This window comes from Williamsia sp. Leaf354, from assembly GCF_001424365.1.
Taxonomy (GTDB): Bacteria; Actinomycetota; Actinomycetes; order Mycobacteriales; family Mycobacteriaceae; genus Williamsia_A.
Map to the genome: position 1 here is coordinate 78,486 of NZ_LMPL01000001.1, position 19,740 is coordinate 98,225.

Below are 19,740 nucleotides of genomic sequence, written 5' to 3' on the forward strand. Positions count from 1 at the left end.
CCTACCAGTAGACGCCGGGGATGAGCCGCGCGATGCGCTTGGCCGACTCCGGGAGCCCCGCGTTCGGGACGGGCACCGGTGGACGCGACGACTTCTTGCCGGCCTTGCCCGCACCCGACGACGACTCGACCGGCTTCTCCCCCTTGGCCGCAGCCGATTCCGGGAACAGCCGATACGCCTGGTGCAGCAACGCGTTCTTGAACCGCGGGGCGAACATCCCCGTGAACTCCGCGATGGTGCCGACCGGGGTGTCGATGCGGACCGGGCGCTTCTCGAGCGCGCGGATCACCATGTCGGCGGCGTCATCCGGCGACGAGGTGGGCAGCGACTGGTAGATGGTGGTCGGCGCGATCATCGGCGTGCGCACCAGCGGCATCTTGATGGAGGTGAAGGTGATGCCGTCGTCATGGACCTCCGAGGCGATCACGTCGCTGAACGCGTCGAGCGCGGCTTTGCTCGCCACGTACGCCGAGAACCGCGGCACCTTGGTCTGCACACCGATCGACGAGATGTTCACGATGTGGCCGAAGCGACGCTCACGCATCCCGGGCAGCAGGGCGAGCACCAGGCGGACCGCGCCGAAGTAGTTGACGCTCATGGTCCGTTCGAAATCGTGCATGCGCTCGGTCGAGTACACGACGCCGCGCCGGATCGAGCGGCCGGCGTTGTTGACGAGGAAGTCGACGTGATCGTGTTCGTCCAGAACGGATTTCACCATCATGTCGACCGACTCGTCGTCGGTGATGTCGCACGGATAACCGTGGGCGTCACCGCCGGAGGCGCGGATCTCGTCGACGGCCGCCTCGAGGTCCTCGGCCCCGCGGGCCACGAGGATGACCCGCGCACCGCGACGCGCCGCCTTGTGCGCGGTCGCCAGTCCGATGCCCGAGGAGCCGCCGGTGATCATCACCCGACGCCCGGCCAGTTCCCCGGCCGGGTTGGGGCGGCGCGCGCGGTTCGGGTCGAGTTCGGTGAACCAGTAGCGCCAGAGGACGTCGGCGTAGTGGGAGAACTCGGGCACGGCCAACCCACTGCCCGCCAACGCCTTCTGCGTCTTCTCCGACGAGAACACCGACGGGAAGGTGAGGTGATCGATCACCACCGGCGGGATCCCGACCTGATCGAGGAGGAGGTCGCGGGCGATCTTGATGCCGGGCAGTTCGCTGAGCCGCAGCGCCCCGGTCGAGATGGGCGCGGGCACCGAACCGACCACGGTCGGCGCGCCGGCCGCCTTGGCGAGGGCTCCGAAGATCTCGCGGGTCGACTGCGGGCGGGGGTTCACGAGGTGGAAGGCGCGGTGGTCGAGTCCGCTCGCGTGGATCAGCTCGACCATCGCCGACGCCACGTAGTCGACGGGCACGACGTTGGTGTCGCCGACCTCGGGGACCACAGCGGGCAACAGGTGCGGCAGCGCGCCGAGAAGCCTGATCGCGGTGAAGAAGTAGTAGGGACCGTCGATCTTGTCCATCTCGCCGGTCTCGGAGTCACCGACCACGATCGCCGGACGATAGACCCGCCAGCGCAGCCCGACGGCGTCGCGAACCATCCTCTCCGCCATGTACTTCGTCTCGTGGTACGGCGAGGGCAGGCCCTGCCCGAGGTCGAAGTCGTCCTCGGTGAAGGGACCGACGTGATCGCCCGCGACGGCCACCGACGACACGTGGTGCAGGACGGCGTCGAGGCGCAGGGCGAGGTCGATGACCGCCTTCGTGCCCTGGACGTTGGCCGCCTCCGACTGGGCGGCCGACGCGGTCATGTCGTACACCGCGCCGAGGTGGATGATGTGGTCGGCCGCGGGCGGCTCGTCGCCGAGCCCGAGCTCGGGCTGGGTCAGATCGCCGACGAGCGGATGCACACGGTCGCCGCCGACCCACTCCGACGCCATCCGCTCGATGCGGGGGACCGAGGACGCGCGGACGAGCGCGTGGACGGTCGCGGCGGGTTCGCGCTCGAGCAGTCGGGCGACGACCCTTCGTCCGAGGAAGCCGGTCGCGCCGGTGACGATATAGGTGGACATGGTGTCTCCACGTTCGTTGCAGGCGGTCTCGTTGTCGGGCTCAATGGTCGCCCACCCGGCGTCGCCGGTGGACGGAGTTCGCCAAATCCCTGCGGGGCCACGGTGTTGGTACGGTCGCGGTGTGTCCGATCCCTACTCCTCCGGCGAGCGCGTCTTCGGACCACCGCGGGGCACGTTCGATGCGGACTGGGCGGCGACGGCGCTGCGCTCGAACCGTCCGACCCTCGACCACCCCACCTCGGTGCGGTTGGTGGAACTCGCCTGGGATCTGCTGCGTTCCCGCGACCTGCGCGGCGACGCCCTGGCCGCCGCGCTGCACTCCGATCACGACATCGACCCCGACACCGCGCGCGACGTGGCGGCGGTCGCGACCGAGACGGCGGGTTTCTACCTCGACCGGGGGTGATCGGCCCGCCCGGCGAGCCGGTCGCGCGCCAGTTCGACCGCGTGCTGCAGGTCGACCCGCACGGTGCGGGTGATCGCAGCGGCCTTGTCGGTGGCGGCGATCGTGCGGGGTTCACCGATCACCACCTCGGCGTCGCGACAGCTCGCGTCGGGGTAGGCGATACCGATCGACACCAGCGCCACCGGGGTGCGGCGCGCGATACCCGACGCGATGTGGCCCACCCCGCTCGCGATGGGGAGCAGGACTGCCGGGTTCTCGTTGCGGGTCCCCTCCGGGAAGATCGCGATGCTGTCACCGGCGTCGGCCGCGCGCTCGACGCAGATGTCGATCATCTGCCGGCCCGCCGCGACGGCGGCCCGCATCTGGTGATCCTTGGGACGGAAGACCGGTATCCCACCCATCATGTCGATCTGCGCTCGTTGCTTCGGATCGGTGAACAGCTCGTCCTTGGCCAGGACGCGGATGTGTCCGATCCTCCGTCGTAGCGGCGAACGGAATGCGGCGGCGGCGAGAACGAACTGGTCCTTGTCGGAGAGATGGTTGGCGCACACGACACATCGCACCCCGCTTCTCAGCAGTGCACGGATCTGCTCACGGGCGTCCGCCTCGTATCCGACCCTGGGTCGGTATCGCGCGGCGAGGTAGCCGTAGGCGAGCCGCGCCCGCATCACCGGCTGTCGGTGCACGGCGTAGTGGGCATAGACCTCGTCGGCGTTCTCCAGGGTGACGTCCATCAGTGGGCCCGGGCCTTCCTCGCGAGTGGGATCGAACTCCGCGACCGTTGATCAGTGCGCCGACCGGGCGCGGGCGAGGTCGACCGCGTGCTGCAGGCGATCGCGCAGCGCACCGGTCACGTCGGCGACCGCCTCGTCCGCGGACACGACGCGCGGGCGACCCAGCACGACAGCGGCGCCGACCCGGGTACCGGCGCGGTAGGCGATCCCCATCGGGACCACGGCGACCGGAGCCTGCGCGGCGATGCCCACGGCGATCTGACCGAAACCGGACGCGAGGGGCAGGAGGGTCGACGGGTCGGCGTCGTTGCGGGTGCCCTCGGGGAACACAGCGATGCTGTCGCCGCCGACACCACGTTCGACGCACACCGCGATCATGCGGCGACTCGCCGCCGCAGCGGTTTCCGGGTCGTTGTCGCGAGCACGGAAGACGGGTATGCACCCCATCATGTCGAGGTTCGCGCGTTGCCGGGGATCGTCGAACAGATCGTTCTTGGCCAACACCCGGATGCGGCCGATCAACGCTCGGATCGGCGAGCGCGCGACGGCGGCGGCAGCGATGTACTGGTCGGTGTCGGCGAGGTGATTGATGCAGATGACCAGTCTGACCTGCTCCTTCACGGCCTGCGCGAGTTCCGGACGTGAGTCGTCCGCATACGACACCCGTGGACGGAACTTGGCCGCGAGCGCGAAGTGGGCGAAACGCGCCTTGAGGCGAGGTTGCCGATGCTCGGCGTAGTAGCCGTACACGTCGTCGGCGTTCTCCAGGGTCACCGCGATGGGCGGCGTCGATGCCATGAACTTACGGTACCGTAGGTTTCCCGTCCCGCCGGGTTTGGTCCCTCTCCGACGACATCACCGATGAGTTCTGCGTACCGCGCCGGTCAACCCCTGCATCCACCACCCGCCGACGCAACCGCGACCATCACGCCCGATCTCTCGAGGAGCCCGTTCCATGATCCCCGTACCCGAGGTGACCACCCGCAAATCCCATGGCGATTTGTCGGACTCGACCGCTACCTTGACACCCATGTCCGCACCCACCTCCGCGCCCGCCATCGAGGCGATCGACCTCGTCAAGAAGTTCGGCGACCAGACCGCTGTCGACGGTGTGAGCTTCACCGTCCCCGAGGGCACCGTCCTGGGGCTCCTGGGCCCCAACGGCGCCGGCAAGACCACCACGGTCCGCATGATGACGACCCTCACCCCGCCCACCAGCGGGACCGCACGCATCGCCGGATACGACGTGGTCAGCCAGCCGAAGCAGATCCGTCGCGCGATGGGGCTCACCGGTCAGGCCGCCACCGTCGACGAGATCCTCACCGGCCGCGAGAACATCATGATGATCGGTGGGCTCTACGGCATCGGCCGCAGGCAGTTGAAGGCCATCGGCGACCAGCTGCTCGAGCAGTTCTCGCTCACCGACGCCGCCGACCGTCCGGTGAAGGGCTACTCGGGCGGTATGCGCCGACGGATCGACCTCGCGGTCAGCCTGCTGGCCGCGCCCCCGGTCCTGTTCCTCGACGAGCCGACCACCGGACTCGACCCCCGCAGCCGTTCGGAGCTGTGGGATGTGTTGCGCGCGTTGGTCAAACAGGGCACCACCCTGCTGCTGACCACGCAGTACCTCGAAGAGGCCGACCAACTCGCCGACAACATCGTCGTCATCGACAAGGGTCGGATCATCGCCGAGGGTTCGCCGCTGCAGCTCAAGGAACAGGCCGGCCAGGCCAGCCTGGTGCTCACCGTGTCGCACGCCGACGACATCGGCGCCGCCGAGGGCCTGCTCCGCAAGACCGGTGGCGAGGTGTTCGTCGATCTCGGCGCGCGCCGACTCACCGCACCCGCCGACGGTCTCGCCGATCTCAACCGGGTGATCGGCTGGTTCACCGAGAGCGGCATCGCCGTCGACGACATCGGGCTCTCGCGCCCCAGCCTCGACGACGTGTTCCTCTCCCTCACCGGCCACACCGCCGAGGACAACGCCGCCGACACCGATCCCGCCACCTCAGCTCAGGAGACCTCGGTATGACCACCACCGCCCCCGCACCCACCGTCGTGATCACCCGCCCGGAGATCCGCGACACCAACCTCGCCCAGCAGTCGTGGATCATGGTCAAGCGCAACCTGATCCACACCAAGCGCATGCCGGAGATGCTCTCCGACGTGACCATCCAGCCGATCATGTTCGTGCTGCTGTTCGCGTTCGTCTTCGGCGCGTCCATCACCGACACCGGCGGCGTCTCCTACCGCGAGTTCCTGCTACCCGGGATCATGGGGCAGACCATCGTGTTCTCGGCGTTCGTCGTGGCCACCGGCATCACCTCCGACCTCGAGAAGGGGATCATCGACCGCTTCCGGTCGCTGCCCATCGCACGGTCGTCGGTGTTGATCGGCCGCAGCATCGCCAGCCTCATGCACTCGTCGATCGGTATCGCGGTGATGGCCGTGACCGGTCTTCTCATCGGGTGGCGCATCCGCAACGGTGTCGGCGAGGCGATCGGCGCGTTCGCGCTGATCCTCCTGTTCGGGTTCGCGATGATCTGGTTCGGCATCCTGGTCGGATCGCTCATGCGGTCGGTCGAGGCGGTCAACGGTGTGATGTTCACCGTCCTCTTCCCGATCACGTTCCTGGCCAACACGTTCGTCCCCACCGGGCCCATGCCGACGTGGTTGCGCGTGATCGCCGAGTGGAACCCGATCTCGTCGCTCGTGCAGGCGATGCGTGAGCTGTGGGGCAACGGTCCCGCCGCAGCACCCTCGGCGCAGTTGCCGCTGCACCACCCGGTGCTCGCCACCGTGTTGTGGACCATCGGGCTCACCGCAATCCTCGCCCCGTTCGCGCTGCGCGCCTACAACAAGCGCACCGTCGACTGACCGGTCTCACGCCGAGCCACGCCACGTCACCCGGCGAGGGTTAACCTCGCCGGGTGACGAGCGCACCGGAGGACCCAGCGGTCGAGGAGAGATCGATCGGGCGACTGTTCGGAGTCACCGACGGTGTGTTCGCCATCGCGATGACCCTGCTGGTCATCGACGTCCGCGTCCCGGACTTCCCCGACGATGCGACGACGCGACGACGCGACGACGCGCTGTACGAGCAGATGCCGTCGTATCTGTCGTTCCTCATCAGCTTCTACGTGATCGCCAACTACTGGCGGCGCCATCATCGCGAGATGCGCCGGGTCGCGGTGTCCACCCCGGCGATGATCCGCCGGACGTTCCTGCTGCTTCTCGCGGTGACGGCGATGCCGTTCGCGGCGTCACTGCTCGCCCGCCACGGTGATGCCGCAGGCGTCGCGGCCACGGTCTACGCCGCGGTCAACATCGTCGCCATCGTGGCGCTGCTGTCGATACGCGCCGAGGCGACGCGTGACACCCTCCCGGTGCGGTCGCTGCGCCGCCGCTCGACCGAGCTGCTGCTCGATCTGATCGCATACCTCGTCGCGGTACCCGTGGCCTTCCTCCTCCCCCGACACGGCATCGAGACGCTGTTCATCGCACTCGCCGTGTCCGGCGTGACCAACCGTGCGATCGAACACCGGGCCCGCACCCGACCATCTCCGACATAACGCGCATCTCGGTCAAAGCTGCTGGGCCGTCTGGCAATTCGCTCCACGCTCGGGTAAGCCGTTAGCCACAGACACCATGGCGACGGGACGGACACTCCACGCATGCGCTCAGCCGGCGAGAGACTCGACACCGACCAACGTTCGGCCTTCGCGGCGAGCTATCTCGGCTGGATGATGGATGCGTTCGACTACTTCATCCTGGTGTTGGTCTACAAGGAGATCGCCGACGACTTCGGTGTCTCACTCGACAAGATGGCCTACCTGACCACGGTCACCCTGGTGATGCGACCGGTCGGGGCGTACCTGTTCGGCATCTGGGCCGACAAGATCGGTCGCCGGACCCCGCTCATCGTCGACGTGTGCCTGTACTCGGTCATCGGCTTCCTGTGCGCCTTCGCCCCGAACTACTGGGTGCTGTTCGTGTTGCGACTGCTCTACGGCATCGGCATGGGCGGCGAGTGGGGGCTCGGAGCGGCACTGTCGATGGAGAAGGTGCCCGCGCATCGTCGCGGCTTCTTCTCCGGGATCCTGCAGGGCGGATACGCCGGCGGTTACCTGCTGGCGTCGGTCGCGTTCCTGGTGGTGAACTCGTGGCTCGGGTTGAGCTGGCGGTACCTGTTCGCGCTGTCGATCCTCCCCGCGTTCGTGAGCCTCATCATCCGACTCAACGTCCGCGAGTCCGAGGTGTGGGTGAACACCAAGGCGCTGCTGGAGAAGAACAAGACCTCGGTCCGCACGGTGTTCCTCAACCCGAAGGTGCTGCGGCGCTTCGTGTTCCTCGTGATCCTCATGGCCGCGTTCAACTTCCTGTCGCACGGTACCCAGGATCTCTACCCGACGTTCCTCAAGTCCGACGAGAACCGCGGCGCAGGCCTCGACGCCACGACCGCCACCTGGATCGCGGTGATCTACAACGTCGGAGCGATCATCGGTGGATTCGTCCTCGGCTGGGCGTCGGACCGTATCGGGCGCAAGGGCGCCATCCTCGTCGGGGCCGTCCTGACCCTGCCGATCATCCCGATCTTCGCCTACTCGACCACGGCCGGGATGCTGTGTCTCGGTTCGTTCCTCATCCAGGCCGCGACACAGGGCGCCTGGGCGTCGGTGCCCGCGCACCTGTCGGAGATGTCGCCCAACGCCATCCGCGGCTTCTACCCCGGCGTCACCTATCAGCTCGGAAACGTGATCGCCGCGCTGAACCTGCCTATCCAGCAACACCTCTCGGAGCGATGGGGCTACCCGATGGCGTTGTCGGTGACCGTCGCGATCGCCGCGGTCGCGGTGGCCGTACTCACCCTGGTGGGCGCGCAGGCCACCGCGGTCGACTTCACAGAGGAGACCGAACCGGTCGGTGTCTCAGGTCTCACTCCGTGAGGGGCCCAGGTCTCACGCGGTGAGAGCGAGAGCTCCGATCGGATCGCTGTAGATCGCGTCGAGGGACACCGCGCCTGCGGCCTGCTGCTGCACGCCGGCACCCGCGCGCGTCACACGGACATCGCGGTTGCTCGCCGCCGGCGTCGCCCGAACGGCGCGGGCCACCGCGGGCAGCGTCGACGGGGCGTCGGTGAAGGCCTGACCGCCCAGGATCACGTGGTCGGGGTTGAAGATGTCGGCGATGAGCGACACCGCGCGACCGAGCACCTCGGCCCGCTCGAGCAGGATCGCCGAGGCGGTGTCGTCACCCGCGGCGGCCGCGGCGTGCACGTCCTCGATGGACTCGACGGCCAGACCGGCGGCACGCGCCGCGTCCACCACGCCGGTGTCGCTCGCCGACGCCTCGAGGGTGCCGGTGCGCCGCGGGTCCAGAAGCGTGGTCGGACCGCTCGGGAAGTGGCCGATCACGGGCGGGCCGGCGCTCGGGGTGTAGACCGTGCCGCCGACGGTGAACGCGATGCCCACCATCTCGCGGGCGTAGAAGTACAGGAAGCTCCCCGGCTCGTCGGTACCCACCGACTGCTGCGGGTTCACCAGCAGCTCCGCGGCGGCCATCGCCTCGACGTGCGAGGCGACCGACACCGGCAGTCCGATGGTCTGCGAGAGCACCGGTCCGACGGGCGCGGCGGTCCAGCCCAGTCGCGGATGATCGACGAAACCGCCCTCGGCGACGCGGCCACCAATGGCGACGCCGGTCCACAGGAGTCGCTGCGAGGGCCAGCGGGAGGCGAAGCGACGGGCCGACAGGCCGATCGCGGTCAGCGTCTGTTCGGGGTTGTCGCCCGCGGGGGTCGGGATCTGGATCGCGCCGACCACACGGTGCAGCAGGTCGTGGGTGGTGATCGAGGTGACCTTGAGACCGATGTGGATGCCGACGGTGAGGAAGTCGGCGACGTTGACCTCGAACGGCAGACGCGGGCGACCGATGGCGCCGGCGGGCGCGAGATCGGCGCGCTCCCGCACGAGACCCGCCTTCAACAGGGCGCTGACCTGGCGGTTCACCGTCGAGATGGACAGACCCGAACCGGCCGCGGCGTCGTCTCGGAAGATGGGGCCCTGCAGTCGCGCGGTCCGCAACACCACGGCCGACGGGCGCGTCGACAGCTGGAGTTGAGGGGTCGCGATGTGGATGGTCGGGGTCCTGGTTCGCAGCGATTGGCCGGTGAGGGGCCCGTCGGCGACACCGATCGCCAGCGGACGGGAACCACTACCGGGTCGGGGTCCGGACAGTCGGGTGCGGGTCTGCGCCGGACGGCGGGTACGGGTCGAGAGATGATCGAGTGAAGCGGTCATGAAGGTGTCCCTGTCGAATGTGCCACACCGCGCGTGAACTGCGTGGATGTGGAGAACGAATGTCTGAGAAGAGGTCAGAGATTCGTGCGACAGAGAAGACGTGCGAACGGCAGACGGCAGCCCAACGCGGTGATCACGTAGGTGACCTCCGGGATGTACGACGTCGTGCTCGGCATGAGCGCAATCTAGCAAGAGCCGCCGACCACGGCAAAGGCAGCCGCACGAGGGCTTTTCGATCACCGCGATTCCAACCCCTGCCCGTGGATCGGTACGCGGCCAGACTGGAGCGCGACCTCGTCCACGTGCACGCACGGGCCGGGGTGTCATCCGCCCCCTGTCTCCCCGAGAGGACACCGTGTCCCTGCGTCTCCACTGGTTCCTGCCGACGTACGGCGATTCGCGGAACCTGATGGCGGGCGGCCACGGCGCCGCGATGTCGGGCGACCGGCCGGCAGACCTGCGGTATCTGCGCCAGCTCGCCGGGGCCGCGGAGATCAACGGCTTCGAGTCGGTCCTCACCCCGACCGGCCTGTGGTGCGAGGACGCCTGGTTGTCGGTGGCGATGCTCGTCGAGTCGACGGAGACCCTGAAGTTCCTGGTGGCACTGCGGCCCGGGCTCACCAGCCCGACCCTCGCCGCGCAGATGGCGGCCACGCTGCAGCGGCAGTCGGGTGGGCGTCTGCTGCTCAACGTCGTCACCGGCGGCGAATCGGCCGAACAGCGCGCGTTCGGCGACTTCCTCTCCAATGACGCACGCTACGAGCGGTCCGGCGAGTTCCTGCACATCGTGCGGCACCTGTGGACCTCCGACGAGCCGTTGACGTTCAACGGCAAGCACATTCGTGTCGAGGGAGCGTCGCTCGCGCTGCGCCCGGATCCGCTGCCCCCGATTTTCTTCGGCGGGTCGTCACCGGCCGCGGGGACCGTCGCCGCCGGTCACGCCGACACCTACCTCACGTGGGGTGAACCGCCCGCCGCGGTCGCGAACAAGATCGACTGGATCCGCGATCTCACCGCCGCAACCGGCCGCACGGTCGACTTCGGGATCCGCTTCCACGTCATCGCCCGTGAGACCTCCGAGGCGGCCTGGGCCGAGGCCGACCGCCTGCTCTCCGCTCTCGATCCCGGCGTCGTCGCCGACGCCCAGGCCGCGTTGGCGCGGTCGGAGTCGGTGGGACAGCGACGCATGCGGGAGCTCCACGGCGGCGGGTCGGGATTCGTCGCCGGTGGTGACGCCCGCGCGCTCGAGATCCACCCGAACGTGTGGAGCGGCGTCGGACTGGTCCGCGGTGGTGCCGGTACCGCCATCGTCGGGTCGTACGAGGAGGTCGCCGAGCGGATCGGTGAGTACGCCGATCTCGGTATCGACCACGTCATCCTCTCGGGCTATCCGCATCTCGAGGAGGCGTACCACGTGGGAGAGGGCGTGCGTCCCGCACTCGCGCGGCGTGGTCTCATCGACAGTGGAGACGCCACGGCGCACCCTGTGCAGGGGGCGTTCCTGCCTACGCTGGAGCGCGCAGGCGCATCCTGACACGCCGTTCTGTTTCGCCCACCCGACATCCAGCTGTATCCCGAACACGAAAGACATGAGATGAGCACCGAGAAGATCGCCGACGAAGTGAAGTTCGCCTACTGGGTCCCCAACGTGAGCGGTGGCCTGGTCACCAGCGACATCGAGCAGCGCACCAACTGGGAGTTCGAGTACAACAAGAAGCTCGCGCAGACCGCCGAGAAGGTCGGGTTCGAGTACGCGCTGTCGCAGGTGCGGTACATGGCGTCCTACGGCGCCGAGTTCCAGCACGAGTCGACGTCGTTCTCCCTCGCACTGCTGATGGCGACCGAGAAGCTCAAGGTGATCACCGCGATCCACCCCGGTCTGTGGCATCCCGCCGTGCTGGCGAAGTTCGGCGCCACCGCCGATCACCTGTCGAACGGCCGCTTCGCGATCAACGTCGTCTCGGGCTGGTTCTCGGGCGAGTTCAAGGCCCTCGGTGAGCCGTGGCTCGAGCACGACGAGCGTTACCGTCGCAGCGCGGAGTTCCTCGAGGTCATCCGGAAGATCTGGACCGAGGACAACGTAGAGTTCGCCGGCGACTTCTACCGGATCCGCGACTTCAGCCTGAAGCCCAAGCCGCTCAACACCCCCGAGCGCCCGAACCCGGAGCTGTTCCAGGGTGGCAACTCCTCGGCGGCCCGCCGCAACGGTGGTCAGTTCGCCGACTGGTACTTCTCCAACGGCAAGGACTTCGACGGCGTCACCGAGCAGATCGAGGACCTGCGCTCGGTCGCCCAGGCCCACAACCGCGAGACGAAGTTCGGCCTCAACGGCTTCATCATCGCCCGTGACACGGAGAAGGAAGCCCGCGACACCCTGCGCGAGATCATCGAGAAGGCCAACAAGCCTGCGGTGGAGGGTTTCCGCGACTCGGTGCAGCAGGCCGGCAAGTCCACCTCCGACGGCAAGGGCATGTGGGCCGACTCGAAGTTCGAGGACCTCGTCCAGTACAACGACGGGTTCAAGACCCAGCTGATCGGCACGCCCGAGCAGATCGCCGAGCGGATCGTCGCCTACAAGAAGCTCGGCGTCGACCTCATCCTCGGTGGCTTCCTGCACTTCCAGGAAGAGATCGAGTACTTCGGCGAGAAGGTCATGCCGCTCGTGCGTGAGCTCGAGGCCGCCGAGAAGGTCTCGGTCTAGTCATGACCGCATCCGTCGCCGCCCGTATCGAGACCCACTCCCAGGCAGTCGATTCCGCTCGCTGTCTGGCTGCGCGTTTCGGTCCGGGCGCGGCGGACCGCGACCGTCAGCGGTCGCTACCCCACGCCGAGATCGAGGCCCTGTCGGCGTCGGGGTTGCTCGCGATCACCGTCCCCGCCGCGTTCGGCGGGCCGGATCTGCCGCCGTCGACCGTGGCCGAGGTGGTGCGCATCCTGGCCGCGGCCGACCCCAACGTCGCACAGATCCCGCACAGCCACTTCACGAATCTCAACCTCCTGCGCCTCGCCGGGACCGACGAGCAGAAGGCGCGACACTTCTCCCACGTCCTCGCCGGTGGTCGGGTCGCGAACGCGCAGGCCGAACGGGCGACCGCGTTCGCCGACGGCGTCGACACCCGGATCACGCGCGACGGCAACGTCTTCCGACTCGACGGCGAGAAGTTCTACTGCACGGGCACGCTGTTCGCCACGCGGCTGGCCGTTCTGGCCCGACTCGACGAGGCCGACGGCGACCACAAGCCGGGTGAGTACGTCGTGTTCGTCTCGCCCGACGCCGATGGCGTCGAGTTGATCGACGACTGGAACGGCATCGGGCAGCGCACCACCGGCAGCGGGACAGCGCGATTCACCTCGGTGGCGGTCGCCGACGACGACCTCGTCCCGCGGACCCCTGCAGTCGAGGTGCCCGCCGCCTACGGGGCGTTCTCGCAGCTGATCCACGCGGCCATCGACACCGGTATCGCCGCCGGCGCGCTCTATGCCGCAGTCGATTTCGTACGGACCGAATCGCGTCCTTGGTTCGAGGCCGGTGTCGACAACGCCATCGACGACCCGCTGTTGGTGCAGCGTTTCGGCGAACTCGCTGTGCTCGTCTCGACGGCCGAGGCGACACTCGACGCCGCCGCCCGCGCGGTCGACGCCACCATCACCTCACCCGACGATCCCCGTCTGCTCGCCGCCGAGGCCTCCACGGCCGTCGCGACGGCCAAGATCGTGTCGGATCGCGCGGCGACCGAGGTGTCGTCGGCGCTGTTCGAGGTGAGCGGAACCCGCAGCGCCGTCGATGAACTCAACCTGTCGCACTTCTGGCGCAACGCCCGCACGCATACGTTGCACGACCCGGTCCGCTGGAAGTACCAGCACATCGGCCGATTCGTGCTGCGCGGGACACCACCGCCGCTGAGCGCCACGGTCTGACCCCGTCGGAAGTCAGCCCTCGGCGGTGGCAGTCGCGTGTGCGCCGGTGAAGAACTCCACCAGGGAGTGCGGGGCGCGATCGCCGTACAACAACTCCTGCATCGCGGCCGAGTCGTCGGCGGCGGCGCGACTGCGCGGGAACATCGACTTCTCGTAGCTCGCGATCGCCGCGTCGAGGTCGTCGGGGTGCGCGGCGATCGCCAGCCCGAGATCGGCGCCGTCGATCATCGCGAGATTCGCACCGTCACCAGCCGGTGGCATGAGGTGCGCGGCATCGCCGACGAGGGTCACGCCCGACCGCTGTGACCATTCGTGCCCGATGGGCAGGCCGTGGATCGGGCGCAGTGCCGGTGTCGTGTCGTGGTCGGTGATCAGCGACGTCAACGCCGGCGCCCAGTCGGCGAAACCCGTCATGACGGTCGCGATCCCGGCGGGGTCGGTGACGTCGAGGCCGGTGAACCAGTCGAGGGGTTCGACCACCGCGGCGTAGGTGTGCAGGACGGCATTCGCCTCCCGGTGCACCGAGATCGATCGTCCGGGCGCGAGCGCGAACATGGCGCCGTCACCGACCGCGGCGGCTGCTTCCGGGTGCTCGTGGTCGACATCGTGCAGGTAGGTCTCGACCAGGGTGATCCCCGAGTACTGCGGCGTCGCATCCGACAGCAGCGGGCGGACTTTCGACCACGCGCCGTCGGCCCCGACGAGGAGACCGGTCTCGACACTCGACCCGTCGTCGAAGACGACCCGGTGTCGACCGTCGCCGAGGGAGAGGGTGTCGGCCACCTTCGCGCCCCAGCGGATGGTGTCGGCGGGCAGCGACTCGATGAGGATGCGCCGCAGGTCGCCGCGCAGGACCTCGGGGCGGCCGCCGGTGCCGTCGTCGACGTCCTCGTAGAGCAGCGTCGCGTGTCGGTCGACGATCCGCATGGCCTCGCCTCCGGAGTGAATGATCGCGCGGAACTCGTCGGTGAGGCCGGCGGCCGCCAGGGCGACCTGGCCGTCGTGCTCGTGGATGTCGAGCTGGCCGCCCTGAGTGCGGGCCATTGCCGACGGTTCGGCCTCGTAGATCGTCGCGGCGATGCCGTGGACGTGCAGGACCCGCGCCAGCACCAGACCGCCCAGACCTGCGCCGATGATCGTGATGTTCGTGTTCATGGGCTTCTCCTTCCTTCGTTGGAACGCCATTCCATTACAACAAGCTTGGAACGTCGTTCCAACAATGTCAAGATGGGGCATGCCCACGACGCGACGAGCTGAGCGCCGCACCGATGCGTTGTCGACAGATCGGATCGTGGAGGAGGCTGTCGCGATCCTCGACGTCGACGGCGCCGCCGGTCTGACGTTCCGCGTATTGGCGACGCGGTTGAACACCGGTGCGGGCGCGATCTATCACCACGTGGCGAACAAGGACGAACTGTTGGGTGCAGCGACGTCGGTGGTCGTCGAACCGGTCGTGTCGTCGGTGGTCGACGAGGACGACGCGGCGCGGGCCATTCGCACTGTCGCGGTGGGGATGTTCGATGCGATCGACGCGCACCCGTGGGTCGGCGGGCAGCTACCTCGCGAGGCCGGGCAGCGGTCGCTGATGCGATTCTTCGAGAGCATCGGCAGCCGGGTGGTGGCCCTCGGCGCGCTGTCGCCCCGGGAGGCCTTCGATGCGACGTCGGCGTTGGTGAACTACGTGCTCGGCGTCGCGGGCCAGAACGCCGAGAACGCCCAGACTGCCCGCACACGAACGCATCTGGGTGACCGGGCGACGCAGCTCGCCGCCATGGCGGATCGATGGGCCGACCTCGATCCGGTCGAGTTCCCGTTCGTCCGCCAGATGGCTCCCGCCCTCCGAGATCACGACGACCGCGACCAATTCCTCGCCGGCATCGACCTGATCCTCACCGGCATCGAGACACGTAGGCGCGACGGCTGAGTGTCCAGAAAGTCGTGGTGCTGAGTGTGCGGAAAGTCCAGTCGCACGGTGGTGCTGAGTGCGCAGAAAGTCCAGTCGCGAGATGGTGCTGAGTATGCGGAAAGTTCAGTCGCGATGGTGCTGAGTGTGTGGAAAGTTCAGTCGAGTGTGCTGACCGCGTCGCGTGAGTTCACAGTCGTACAGCGCACACTCGACGACGACTTTCCGCACACTCAGCGGCGTTAGAACGCAACCACCTACGAGGCAGCGAGGTACAGCGGAGCCCGCGGCCAGGTGAGGTCGAACCTCCGAGCCGGCGGCGGTTCACTCCGCTCGGGGCACGGTGGATCGTCTCCCCGGGAATGCCGTTCGAGGAGCTCGTCGATTCTGTGTAGCTGGTTGGCGCGGAGCTGGTCGGGCGGGTCGGTGTTACGTCGCCAGCCGTAGCGGCCCCCGTCAGGTCCATCCGAAATCTTCTCGGTGGACCACTGATGCGGTTCAGAACCGACGACGCGGTTGTGGCGTCCGCATGCGGGTGCCATGTGTGGCGAGTCGGTGTTTCCGCCGTCGGCCCAATCGACTTCGGCGTGATGCATTTCGGTGTGGGCGAACGGTGTCGTGCAGTCGTCTTTGCTGCAACCCTTGTACTGGGTGAACGCCATCAACCGCTGCGCTTGCGACGCGAGGCGCCGGCCGCGACCGAACAACAAGGGTTCATTCGTCATGTCGCTGAACACCGCCAGATGCGTCTGGGCGTCGGCAGCCAGCGTGATCACGTCATTGGGTCTGAAAAACCGCTGACCGTGCCGAAAATCGACATCGAGCGTGCTTCGAACACACGCAGGTCACCTCCGAACAGAGCACGCTCGATCGCGCTTTTCGGCACGGTCGGCGCATCGTCGCGCACCTAGTCAACGGTTGCGCTGAGACTGCGATCGATGGCCCCCCGTCAGCTGCATCTTTCAGCAACTGCGGGTCGGCGTCGGCGTGATCCCCATTCGGGGACTGATCGTCGTCGGGATTGTTCATCCCGGGAGCCGCCCACTTCGCCAACACGACGTCGAACAGAGCACGCGTGATCGGATCCAACGTGGCGATCAGCTTCGACATCAACTGCGAGTCCTGGCACCCGAGGTTCAGCTTCCGACTCCGGGCGCGGTCGCGGTCGTCGGTCAATCTGCCGTCGGGGTCGAGGTGGGCGAGGATCCGCACGCCGGCGGCGCCGATCTCTTTGGGCGTGAGTGTGGTGGCGAATTCGGCCAGGACTTCTTCGGCCCGCGCTCGCTGTTCCACATCGACGGCCGAGGGGATCTTCTTCAACACGTCGAGTACCGCGTGGACGTGATCGGGGCCGATCGTTCCGGCTGCCAACTCGCGAGCGGTGTTCGGGCAGGCGGGTGGCAGTTTCTCACCGGTCATCGCGTGCATCGGCTCCAACGCCTGTACTGCCTGTAACCGCTTCTTCGGCTGGGTGATCCGCAGTTTCGTCTGCAGGAACTCGGTGACCGTCACGCATCCGACAGCCTTGTGAGCGTCCCGGTCGGAGACCTCGAGGATCCGCTGGTTACCGATGGACTCGAATTGGCGGACAACGGTGTGGTGGTCGATCGCCAGTTGCGCGACGGTCTCGTCGTCGTGGGCGTCTGCGGTCTCTTCGGCGATCTCCTTCACCAGGGCCTGCAGGGCAGCGTATTTCGCCACGAGATCGCTCACGGACTGCCCCCTCCCCCGGTGTGACTGTACGTCTATTTTAGCACGCGTGTTCGAGGGGTGGGAGGTTGAATTTAGTGAATAGTGTTGAACGTGAGTGTATTTCGGGTGGGTGGTTGGTTTCTCCTGCCGCTGACGGTGCGGAAGCCGGCCGTCGAGTGTGCGTTGTTTCGTCGTCGGCGTGCGGTGTGTTGTCAGCACACTCGACGGCCGTTTCCACACAGTCAGCCTTGTCGGCATACGTCCCGCCGCGGCCATCTTCTAGTGCCGCTGACTGTGCCGAAACTCTTCGCCGAGTGTGCGTCGTTTCGCTGTCGGCGAGCGCTGCGCTGTCTGCACACTCGACTCGACTTTCGTCACAGTCAGCACGAGCCACACAGTCAGCAGAGTGCGTCCAGCCAGGTGTGGAGGTGGTGGTGGGCGAGTTCGGGGTGTTCGAGGTGGACGTTGTGGCCGCACCTGTCGACGATGACGACGGTCGCGTTCGGATAGTGCTCGGCGAGATCGAGTTGGTCGCGCCAGCCGACGACGGTGTCGTTGCGGCCCAGCATCATCAGGACCGGACCGGGGTAGGGCGGACCCATCGTCTCCGGCGACTGCGACAGCGTCGGCCGGATGCGTTCGACCACATCGGGGTTCGCTGCGCGCAGACCCGGCAACACGTACTGCTCGAACCGATGCCACACGTCGGCGGTCTGTCGCGTGGTGACCGCGGTGAACTGGTCGCGGTCGGACTCCGCGAGTCCTGCGAGGAGGTTCTCGTCGACCTCGACCGCCCGCGTCTCGGGGAGCCTGCGCGACGCGATCGGTTCGGCGGTCGGGCACAGCATCGCCACTCCGAGAACCTGATCCGGGCGCCGCACCGCCAGCCGGCGCGCGAGACCGGCCCCGAACGAGCTGCCGACCACGGCAAAGGGACGCCTCCCGATCTCGCGGTCGATGACGTCGTCGAGGTCGGCGGCGATGTCGTCGGCGTGGGAGACCGACGGGCCGACGGCCGATGACCCGAAGCCGGGCAGATCCACATAGATCCGACGCCAGGCACCGGGGTGCGAGGCGAACGACTCGTCGAGCGGCAGCATGATCCGATGGTCGACGGCCCAACCGTGCACGAGGAGCACCGGGACACCGGATCCTCGGGTGATGACGGGGTTGCGGGACACGGACGCAATCCAACCGCATGTTGTTACCGTCGGAGACGTGGACGACGTGAGTTTCCTCCTCCAGGCCATCGACCTCGCCGAACAGGCACGTGCGAGCGGCGACCACCCGTTCGGGGCGGTGCTGGTGGGCCGGTCCGGGACGGTGGTCGGCAGCGGCCTCAACACCGTGGTCACCGACCGCGATCCGACCGGCCACGCCGAGACGAACCTCGTGCGCACGGTGGGCGGCCGTATCAGCCGCGCGGACCTGTCGACCATGACCATGTACGCGAGCACCGAACCGTGTGCGATGTGCGCGGGCGCCATCTACTGGGCCGGCATCGGGACGGTGGTGTACGCCCTGGCCGAGTCGGAGCTACGTGACTTGGCCGGCGCCGATCCGAGCAACCCCGTCCTCGATCTCCCGTGCCGCGAGGTCTTCGCCCGCGGGGTGCGCGAGATCGAGGTCCGCGGCCCCGTCGACCTGCCGAAGGCCCGCGAGGTACACGCCGGTTTCTGGTCGCCGTAACCGCTGCGCAACTGTCCGATTCTTCGTACCCTGGCACGCATGACAGCCCAGCCCACCGCACCGGCAGCGAAGACATCCGCTCAGACGGTCACCGACCGCGAGTTCCTCGAGATCATCGAGCCCTACCGCCGTGAGATCATGGCGCACTGCTACCGCATGATGGGAAGCCACCACGACGCCGAGGATCTGTTGCAGGAGACCTACATCCGGGCCTGGCGCGGGTACGCGGGATACGACCAGCGGGCGTCGGTGCGCACCTGGCTGCACAAGATCGCCACCAACACCTGCCTCACCGCACTGGAGAGCAAGAAGCGTCGTCCGCTCCCCAGCGGGCTGGGTGGCGACGCCTACGACCCCGAGGCGCCCCTGCTGCAGGATCACGAGGTCCCGTGGCTCGAGCCCTACGCCGATGACGCTGCGGCGCCTCCCGAATCGGCCGATCCGGCCCAGGTCGTGGGGTCTCGGGAATCGATCCGGCTCGCGTTCATCGCCGCGCTGCAGCACCTGCCCGAACGACAGCGGGCCGTGCTGATCCTGCGGGATGTTCTCGCCTGGCGGGCCGCCGAGGTCGCCGACACCCTCGGCCTCACCGTCGCGACCGTGAACAGCCTGCTGCAGCGTGCCCGCACCCAGCTCAAAGAAGTTGCACCCGAACGCGACTCGGTCGCGGAGCTCGACGAGACCACGAAGCGCGAGACCCTCGAGCGTTACGTGGCCGCCTTCCAGGACTACGACGTCGATGCCATCGTGTCGATGTTCACCGATTCCTCGATCTGGGAGATGCCGCCGTTCACCGGCTGGTACCTCGGTGGCGAGCAGATCGGGAAGCTCATCCGCGGCAACTGCCCGGCCGAGAAGGCGGGCGATCAGATCCTGCTGCCGACCACCGCCAACGGCGGGCAGCCGGCATTCGGGCTGTACATGATCGGCGACGACGGGGTGCACCGGCCGTTTCAGCTGCAGGTGCTCGATCTCGACGCCGACGGCTCGGTGCGCCACGTGGTGGCGTTCTTCGCCGGCGACCTGGTGGCCGAGTTCGCGCGCTTCGGCCTCCCGGCGACCGCGTCCAACGACTGACCGCC

At 67.9% G+C, this 19,740-nt stretch carries 19 protein-coding genes; 11 read left to right on the plus strand and 8 right to left on the minus strand.

The features are described from left to right. Position 1: 1 nt before the first annotated feature. A complete protein-coding gene (locus tag ASG12_RS00350) occupies positions 2 to 2,017 on the minus strand; it encodes an SDR family oxidoreductase (RefSeq protein ID WP_055784036.1) in 2,016 nt (671 codons plus the stop codon). A gap of 121 nt (positions 2,018 to 2,138) precedes the next feature. Here ASG12_RS00350 and ASG12_RS00355 point away from each other — a divergent pair, with 121 nt between their 5' ends. Beyond that, positions 2,139 to 2,423 carry a hypothetical protein gene (locus ASG12_RS00355; RefSeq protein ID WP_055784038.1) on the plus strand — a complete coding sequence of 95 codons (285 nt, stop codon included), beginning with the start codon at positions 2,139 to 2,141 and terminating at the stop codon, positions 2,421 to 2,423. Here the strand turns inward: ASG12_RS00355 and ASG12_RS00360 are convergent. Then, positions 2,405 to 3,157, minus strand: a complete 753-nt coding sequence (locus ASG12_RS00360) for a lysophospholipid acyltransferase family protein (RefSeq protein ID WP_055784040.1) — start codon at positions 3,155 to 3,157, stop codon at positions 2,405 to 2,407. The genes ASG12_RS00355 and ASG12_RS00360 overlap by 19 nt on opposite strands. 51 nt (positions 3,158 to 3,208) lie before the next feature. Beyond that, entirely contained in the window at positions 3,209 to 3,955 is a 747-nt protein-coding gene (locus tag ASG12_RS00365) for a lysophospholipid acyltransferase family protein (protein WP_082501507.1), read from the minus strand. Positions 3,956 to 4,187: 232 nt separating this feature from the next. On the opposite strand from ASG12_RS00365, the gene ASG12_RS00370 reads away from it, so the two are divergent. From ASG12_RS00370 to ASG12_RS00385, 4 genes are all read left to right on the plus strand, one after another. Beyond that, positions 4,188 to 5,189, plus strand: coding sequence for an ATP-binding cassette domain-containing protein (locus ASG12_RS00370; protein ID WP_055784042.1), 1,002 nt, complete (start codon positions 4,188 to 4,190; stop codon positions 5,187 to 5,189). Then, positions 5,186 to 6,034, plus strand: coding sequence for an ABC transporter permease (locus tag ASG12_RS00375; protein WP_045821216.1), 849 nt, complete (start codon positions 5,186 to 5,188; stop codon positions 6,032 to 6,034). Before ASG12_RS00370 ends, ASG12_RS00375 begins: the two co-directional genes overlap by 4 nt. Before the next feature lie 53 nt (positions 6,035 to 6,087). Next, positions 6,088 to 6,729 carry a TMEM175 family protein gene (locus ASG12_RS00380; protein WP_055784044.1) on the plus strand — a complete coding sequence of 214 codons (642 nt, stop codon included), beginning with the start codon at positions 6,088 to 6,090 and terminating at the stop codon, positions 6,727 to 6,729. A 102-nt stretch (positions 6,730 to 6,831) separates the two neighbouring features. Continuing rightward, positions 6,832 to 8,103: an MFS transporter gene (locus tag ASG12_RS00385; protein WP_055784046.1), complete on the plus strand. Its 1,272-nt coding sequence runs from the start codon at positions 6,832 to 6,834 to the stop codon at positions 8,101 to 8,103. A gap of 12 nt (positions 8,104 to 8,115) precedes the next feature. Here the strand turns inward: ASG12_RS00385 and ASG12_RS00390 are convergent, their stop codons facing one another. Then, positions 8,116 to 9,456, minus strand: coding sequence for an ROK family transcriptional regulator (locus tag ASG12_RS00390; protein WP_082501509.1), 1,341 nt, complete (start codon positions 9,454 to 9,456; stop codon positions 8,116 to 8,118). 355 nt (positions 9,457 to 9,811) lie between these two features. On the opposite strand from ASG12_RS00390, the gene ASG12_RS00395 reads away from it, so the two are divergent. The 3 genes from ASG12_RS00395 to ASG12_RS00405 are packed head-to-tail and all read left to right on the plus strand — an operon-like array spanning position 9,812 to position 13,374. After that, entirely contained in the window at positions 9,812 to 10,990 is a 1,179-nt protein-coding gene (locus ASG12_RS00395) for an LLM class flavin-dependent oxidoreductase (RefSeq protein WP_055784048.1), read from the plus strand. Positions 10,991 to 11,050: 60 nt separating this feature from the next. Continuing rightward, a complete protein-coding gene (sfnG, locus tag ASG12_RS00400) occupies positions 11,051 to 12,157 on the plus strand; it encodes a dimethylsulfone monooxygenase SfnG (protein ID WP_045821213.1) in 1,107 nt (368 codons plus the stop codon). A gap of 2 nt (positions 12,158 to 12,159) precedes the next feature. Further along, a complete protein-coding gene (locus tag ASG12_RS00405; protein WP_055784050.1) occupies positions 12,160 to 13,374 on the plus strand; it encodes an SfnB family sulfur acquisition oxidoreductase in 1,215 nt (404 codons plus the stop codon). Positions 13,375 to 13,386: 12 nt separating this feature from the next. On the opposite strand, the gene ASG12_RS00410 is transcribed toward ASG12_RS00405, so the two are convergent. Then, positions 13,387 to 14,529, minus strand: a complete 1,143-nt coding sequence (locus ASG12_RS00410; protein ID WP_055784052.1) for an FAD-dependent oxidoreductase — start codon at positions 14,527 to 14,529, stop codon at positions 13,387 to 13,389. A gap of 79 nt (positions 14,530 to 14,608) precedes the next feature. Between ASG12_RS00410 and ASG12_RS00415 the strand changes: the two genes are divergently transcribed. Further along, on the plus strand, positions 14,609 to 15,298 hold the full coding sequence (locus ASG12_RS00415; protein WP_156377858.1) for a TetR/AcrR family transcriptional regulator: 690 nt from the start codon (positions 14,609 to 14,611) through the stop codon (positions 15,296 to 15,298). A gap of 236 nt (positions 15,299 to 15,534) precedes the next feature. On the opposite strand, the gene ASG12_RS00420 is transcribed toward ASG12_RS00415, so the two are convergent. The 3 genes from ASG12_RS00420 to ASG12_RS00430 form a co-directional block, all read right to left on the minus strand. Beyond that, positions 15,535 to 16,053 (minus strand): HNH endonuclease signature motif containing protein, encoded by a 519-nt coding sequence (locus ASG12_RS00420; RefSeq protein ID WP_055784056.1) that lies wholly within the window; start codon positions 16,051 to 16,053, stop codon positions 15,535 to 15,537. Position 16,054: 1 nt separating this feature from the next. Beyond that, the gene (locus ASG12_RS00425; RefSeq protein WP_235455670.1) at positions 16,055 to 17,188 is read right to left on the minus strand and encodes a DUF222 domain-containing protein; all 1,134 of its coding nucleotides are present in this window, start codon (positions 17,186 to 17,188) and stop codon (positions 16,055 to 16,057) included. Positions 17,189 to 17,367: 179 nt separating this feature from the next. Beyond that, positions 17,368 to 18,150 carry an alpha/beta fold hydrolase gene (locus ASG12_RS00430; protein WP_055784061.1) on the minus strand — a complete coding sequence of 261 codons (783 nt, stop codon included), beginning with the start codon at positions 18,148 to 18,150 and terminating at the stop codon, positions 17,368 to 17,370. A 37-nt stretch (positions 18,151 to 18,187) separates the two neighbouring features. On the opposite strand from ASG12_RS00430, the gene ASG12_RS00435 reads away from it, so the two are divergent. Then, positions 18,188 to 18,658, plus strand: a complete 471-nt coding sequence (locus tag ASG12_RS00435) for a nucleoside deaminase (protein WP_235455671.1) — start codon at positions 18,188 to 18,190, stop codon at positions 18,656 to 18,658. A 39-nt stretch (positions 18,659 to 18,697) separates the two neighbouring features. Continuing rightward, positions 18,698 to 19,735 carry a sigma-70 family RNA polymerase sigma factor gene (locus tag ASG12_RS00440; RefSeq protein WP_055784065.1) on the plus strand — a complete coding sequence of 346 codons (1,038 nt, stop codon included), beginning with the start codon at positions 18,698 to 18,700 and terminating at the stop codon, positions 19,733 to 19,735. Positions 19,736 to 19,740 lie beyond the last annotated feature (5 nt).

Coding starts and splice junctions, on each gene's coding strand:
- ASG12_RS00350 (WP_055784036.1), bottom strand. CDS start 2,017: ATGTCCACCTATATCGTCACCGGCGCGACCGGCTTCCTCGGACGAAGG.
- ASG12_RS00360 (WP_055784040.1), bottom strand. CDS start 3,157: ATGGACGTCACCCTGGAGAACGCCGACGAGGTCTATGCCCACTACGCC.
- ASG12_RS00365 (WP_082501507.1), bottom strand. CDS start 3,955: ATGGCATCGACGCCGCCCATCGCGGTGACCCTGGAGAACGCCGACGAC.
- ASG12_RS00370 (WP_055784042.1), top strand. CDS start 4,188: ATGTCCGCACCCACCTCCGCGCCCGCCATCGAGGCGATCGACCTCGTC.
- ASG12_RS00375 (WP_045821216.1), top strand. CDS start 5,186: ATGACCACCACCGCCCCCGCACCCACCGTCGTGATCACCCGCCCGGAG.
- ASG12_RS00385 (WP_055784046.1), top strand. CDS start 6,832: ATGCGCTCAGCCGGCGAGAGACTCGACACCGACCAACGTTCGGCCTTC.
- ASG12_RS00390 (WP_082501509.1), bottom strand. CDS start 9,456: ATGACCGCTTCACTCGATCATCTCTCGACCCGTACCCGCCGTCCGGCG.
- sfnG (WP_045821213.1), top strand. CDS start 11,051: ATGAGCACCGAGAAGATCGCCGACGAAGTGAAGTTCGCCTACTGGGTC.
- ASG12_RS00405 (WP_055784050.1), top strand. CDS start 12,160: ATGACCGCATCCGTCGCCGCCCGTATCGAGACCCACTCCCAGGCAGTC.
- ASG12_RS00410 (WP_055784052.1), bottom strand. CDS start 14,529: ATGAACACGAACATCACGATCATCGGCGCAGGTCTGGGCGGTCTGGTG.
- ASG12_RS00415 (WP_156377858.1), top strand. CDS start 14,609: ATGCCCACGACGCGACGAGCTGAGCGCCGCACCGATGCGTTGTCGACA.
- ASG12_RS00440 (WP_055784065.1), top strand. CDS start 18,698: ATGACAGCCCAGCCCACCGCACCGGCAGCGAAGACATCCGCTCAGACG.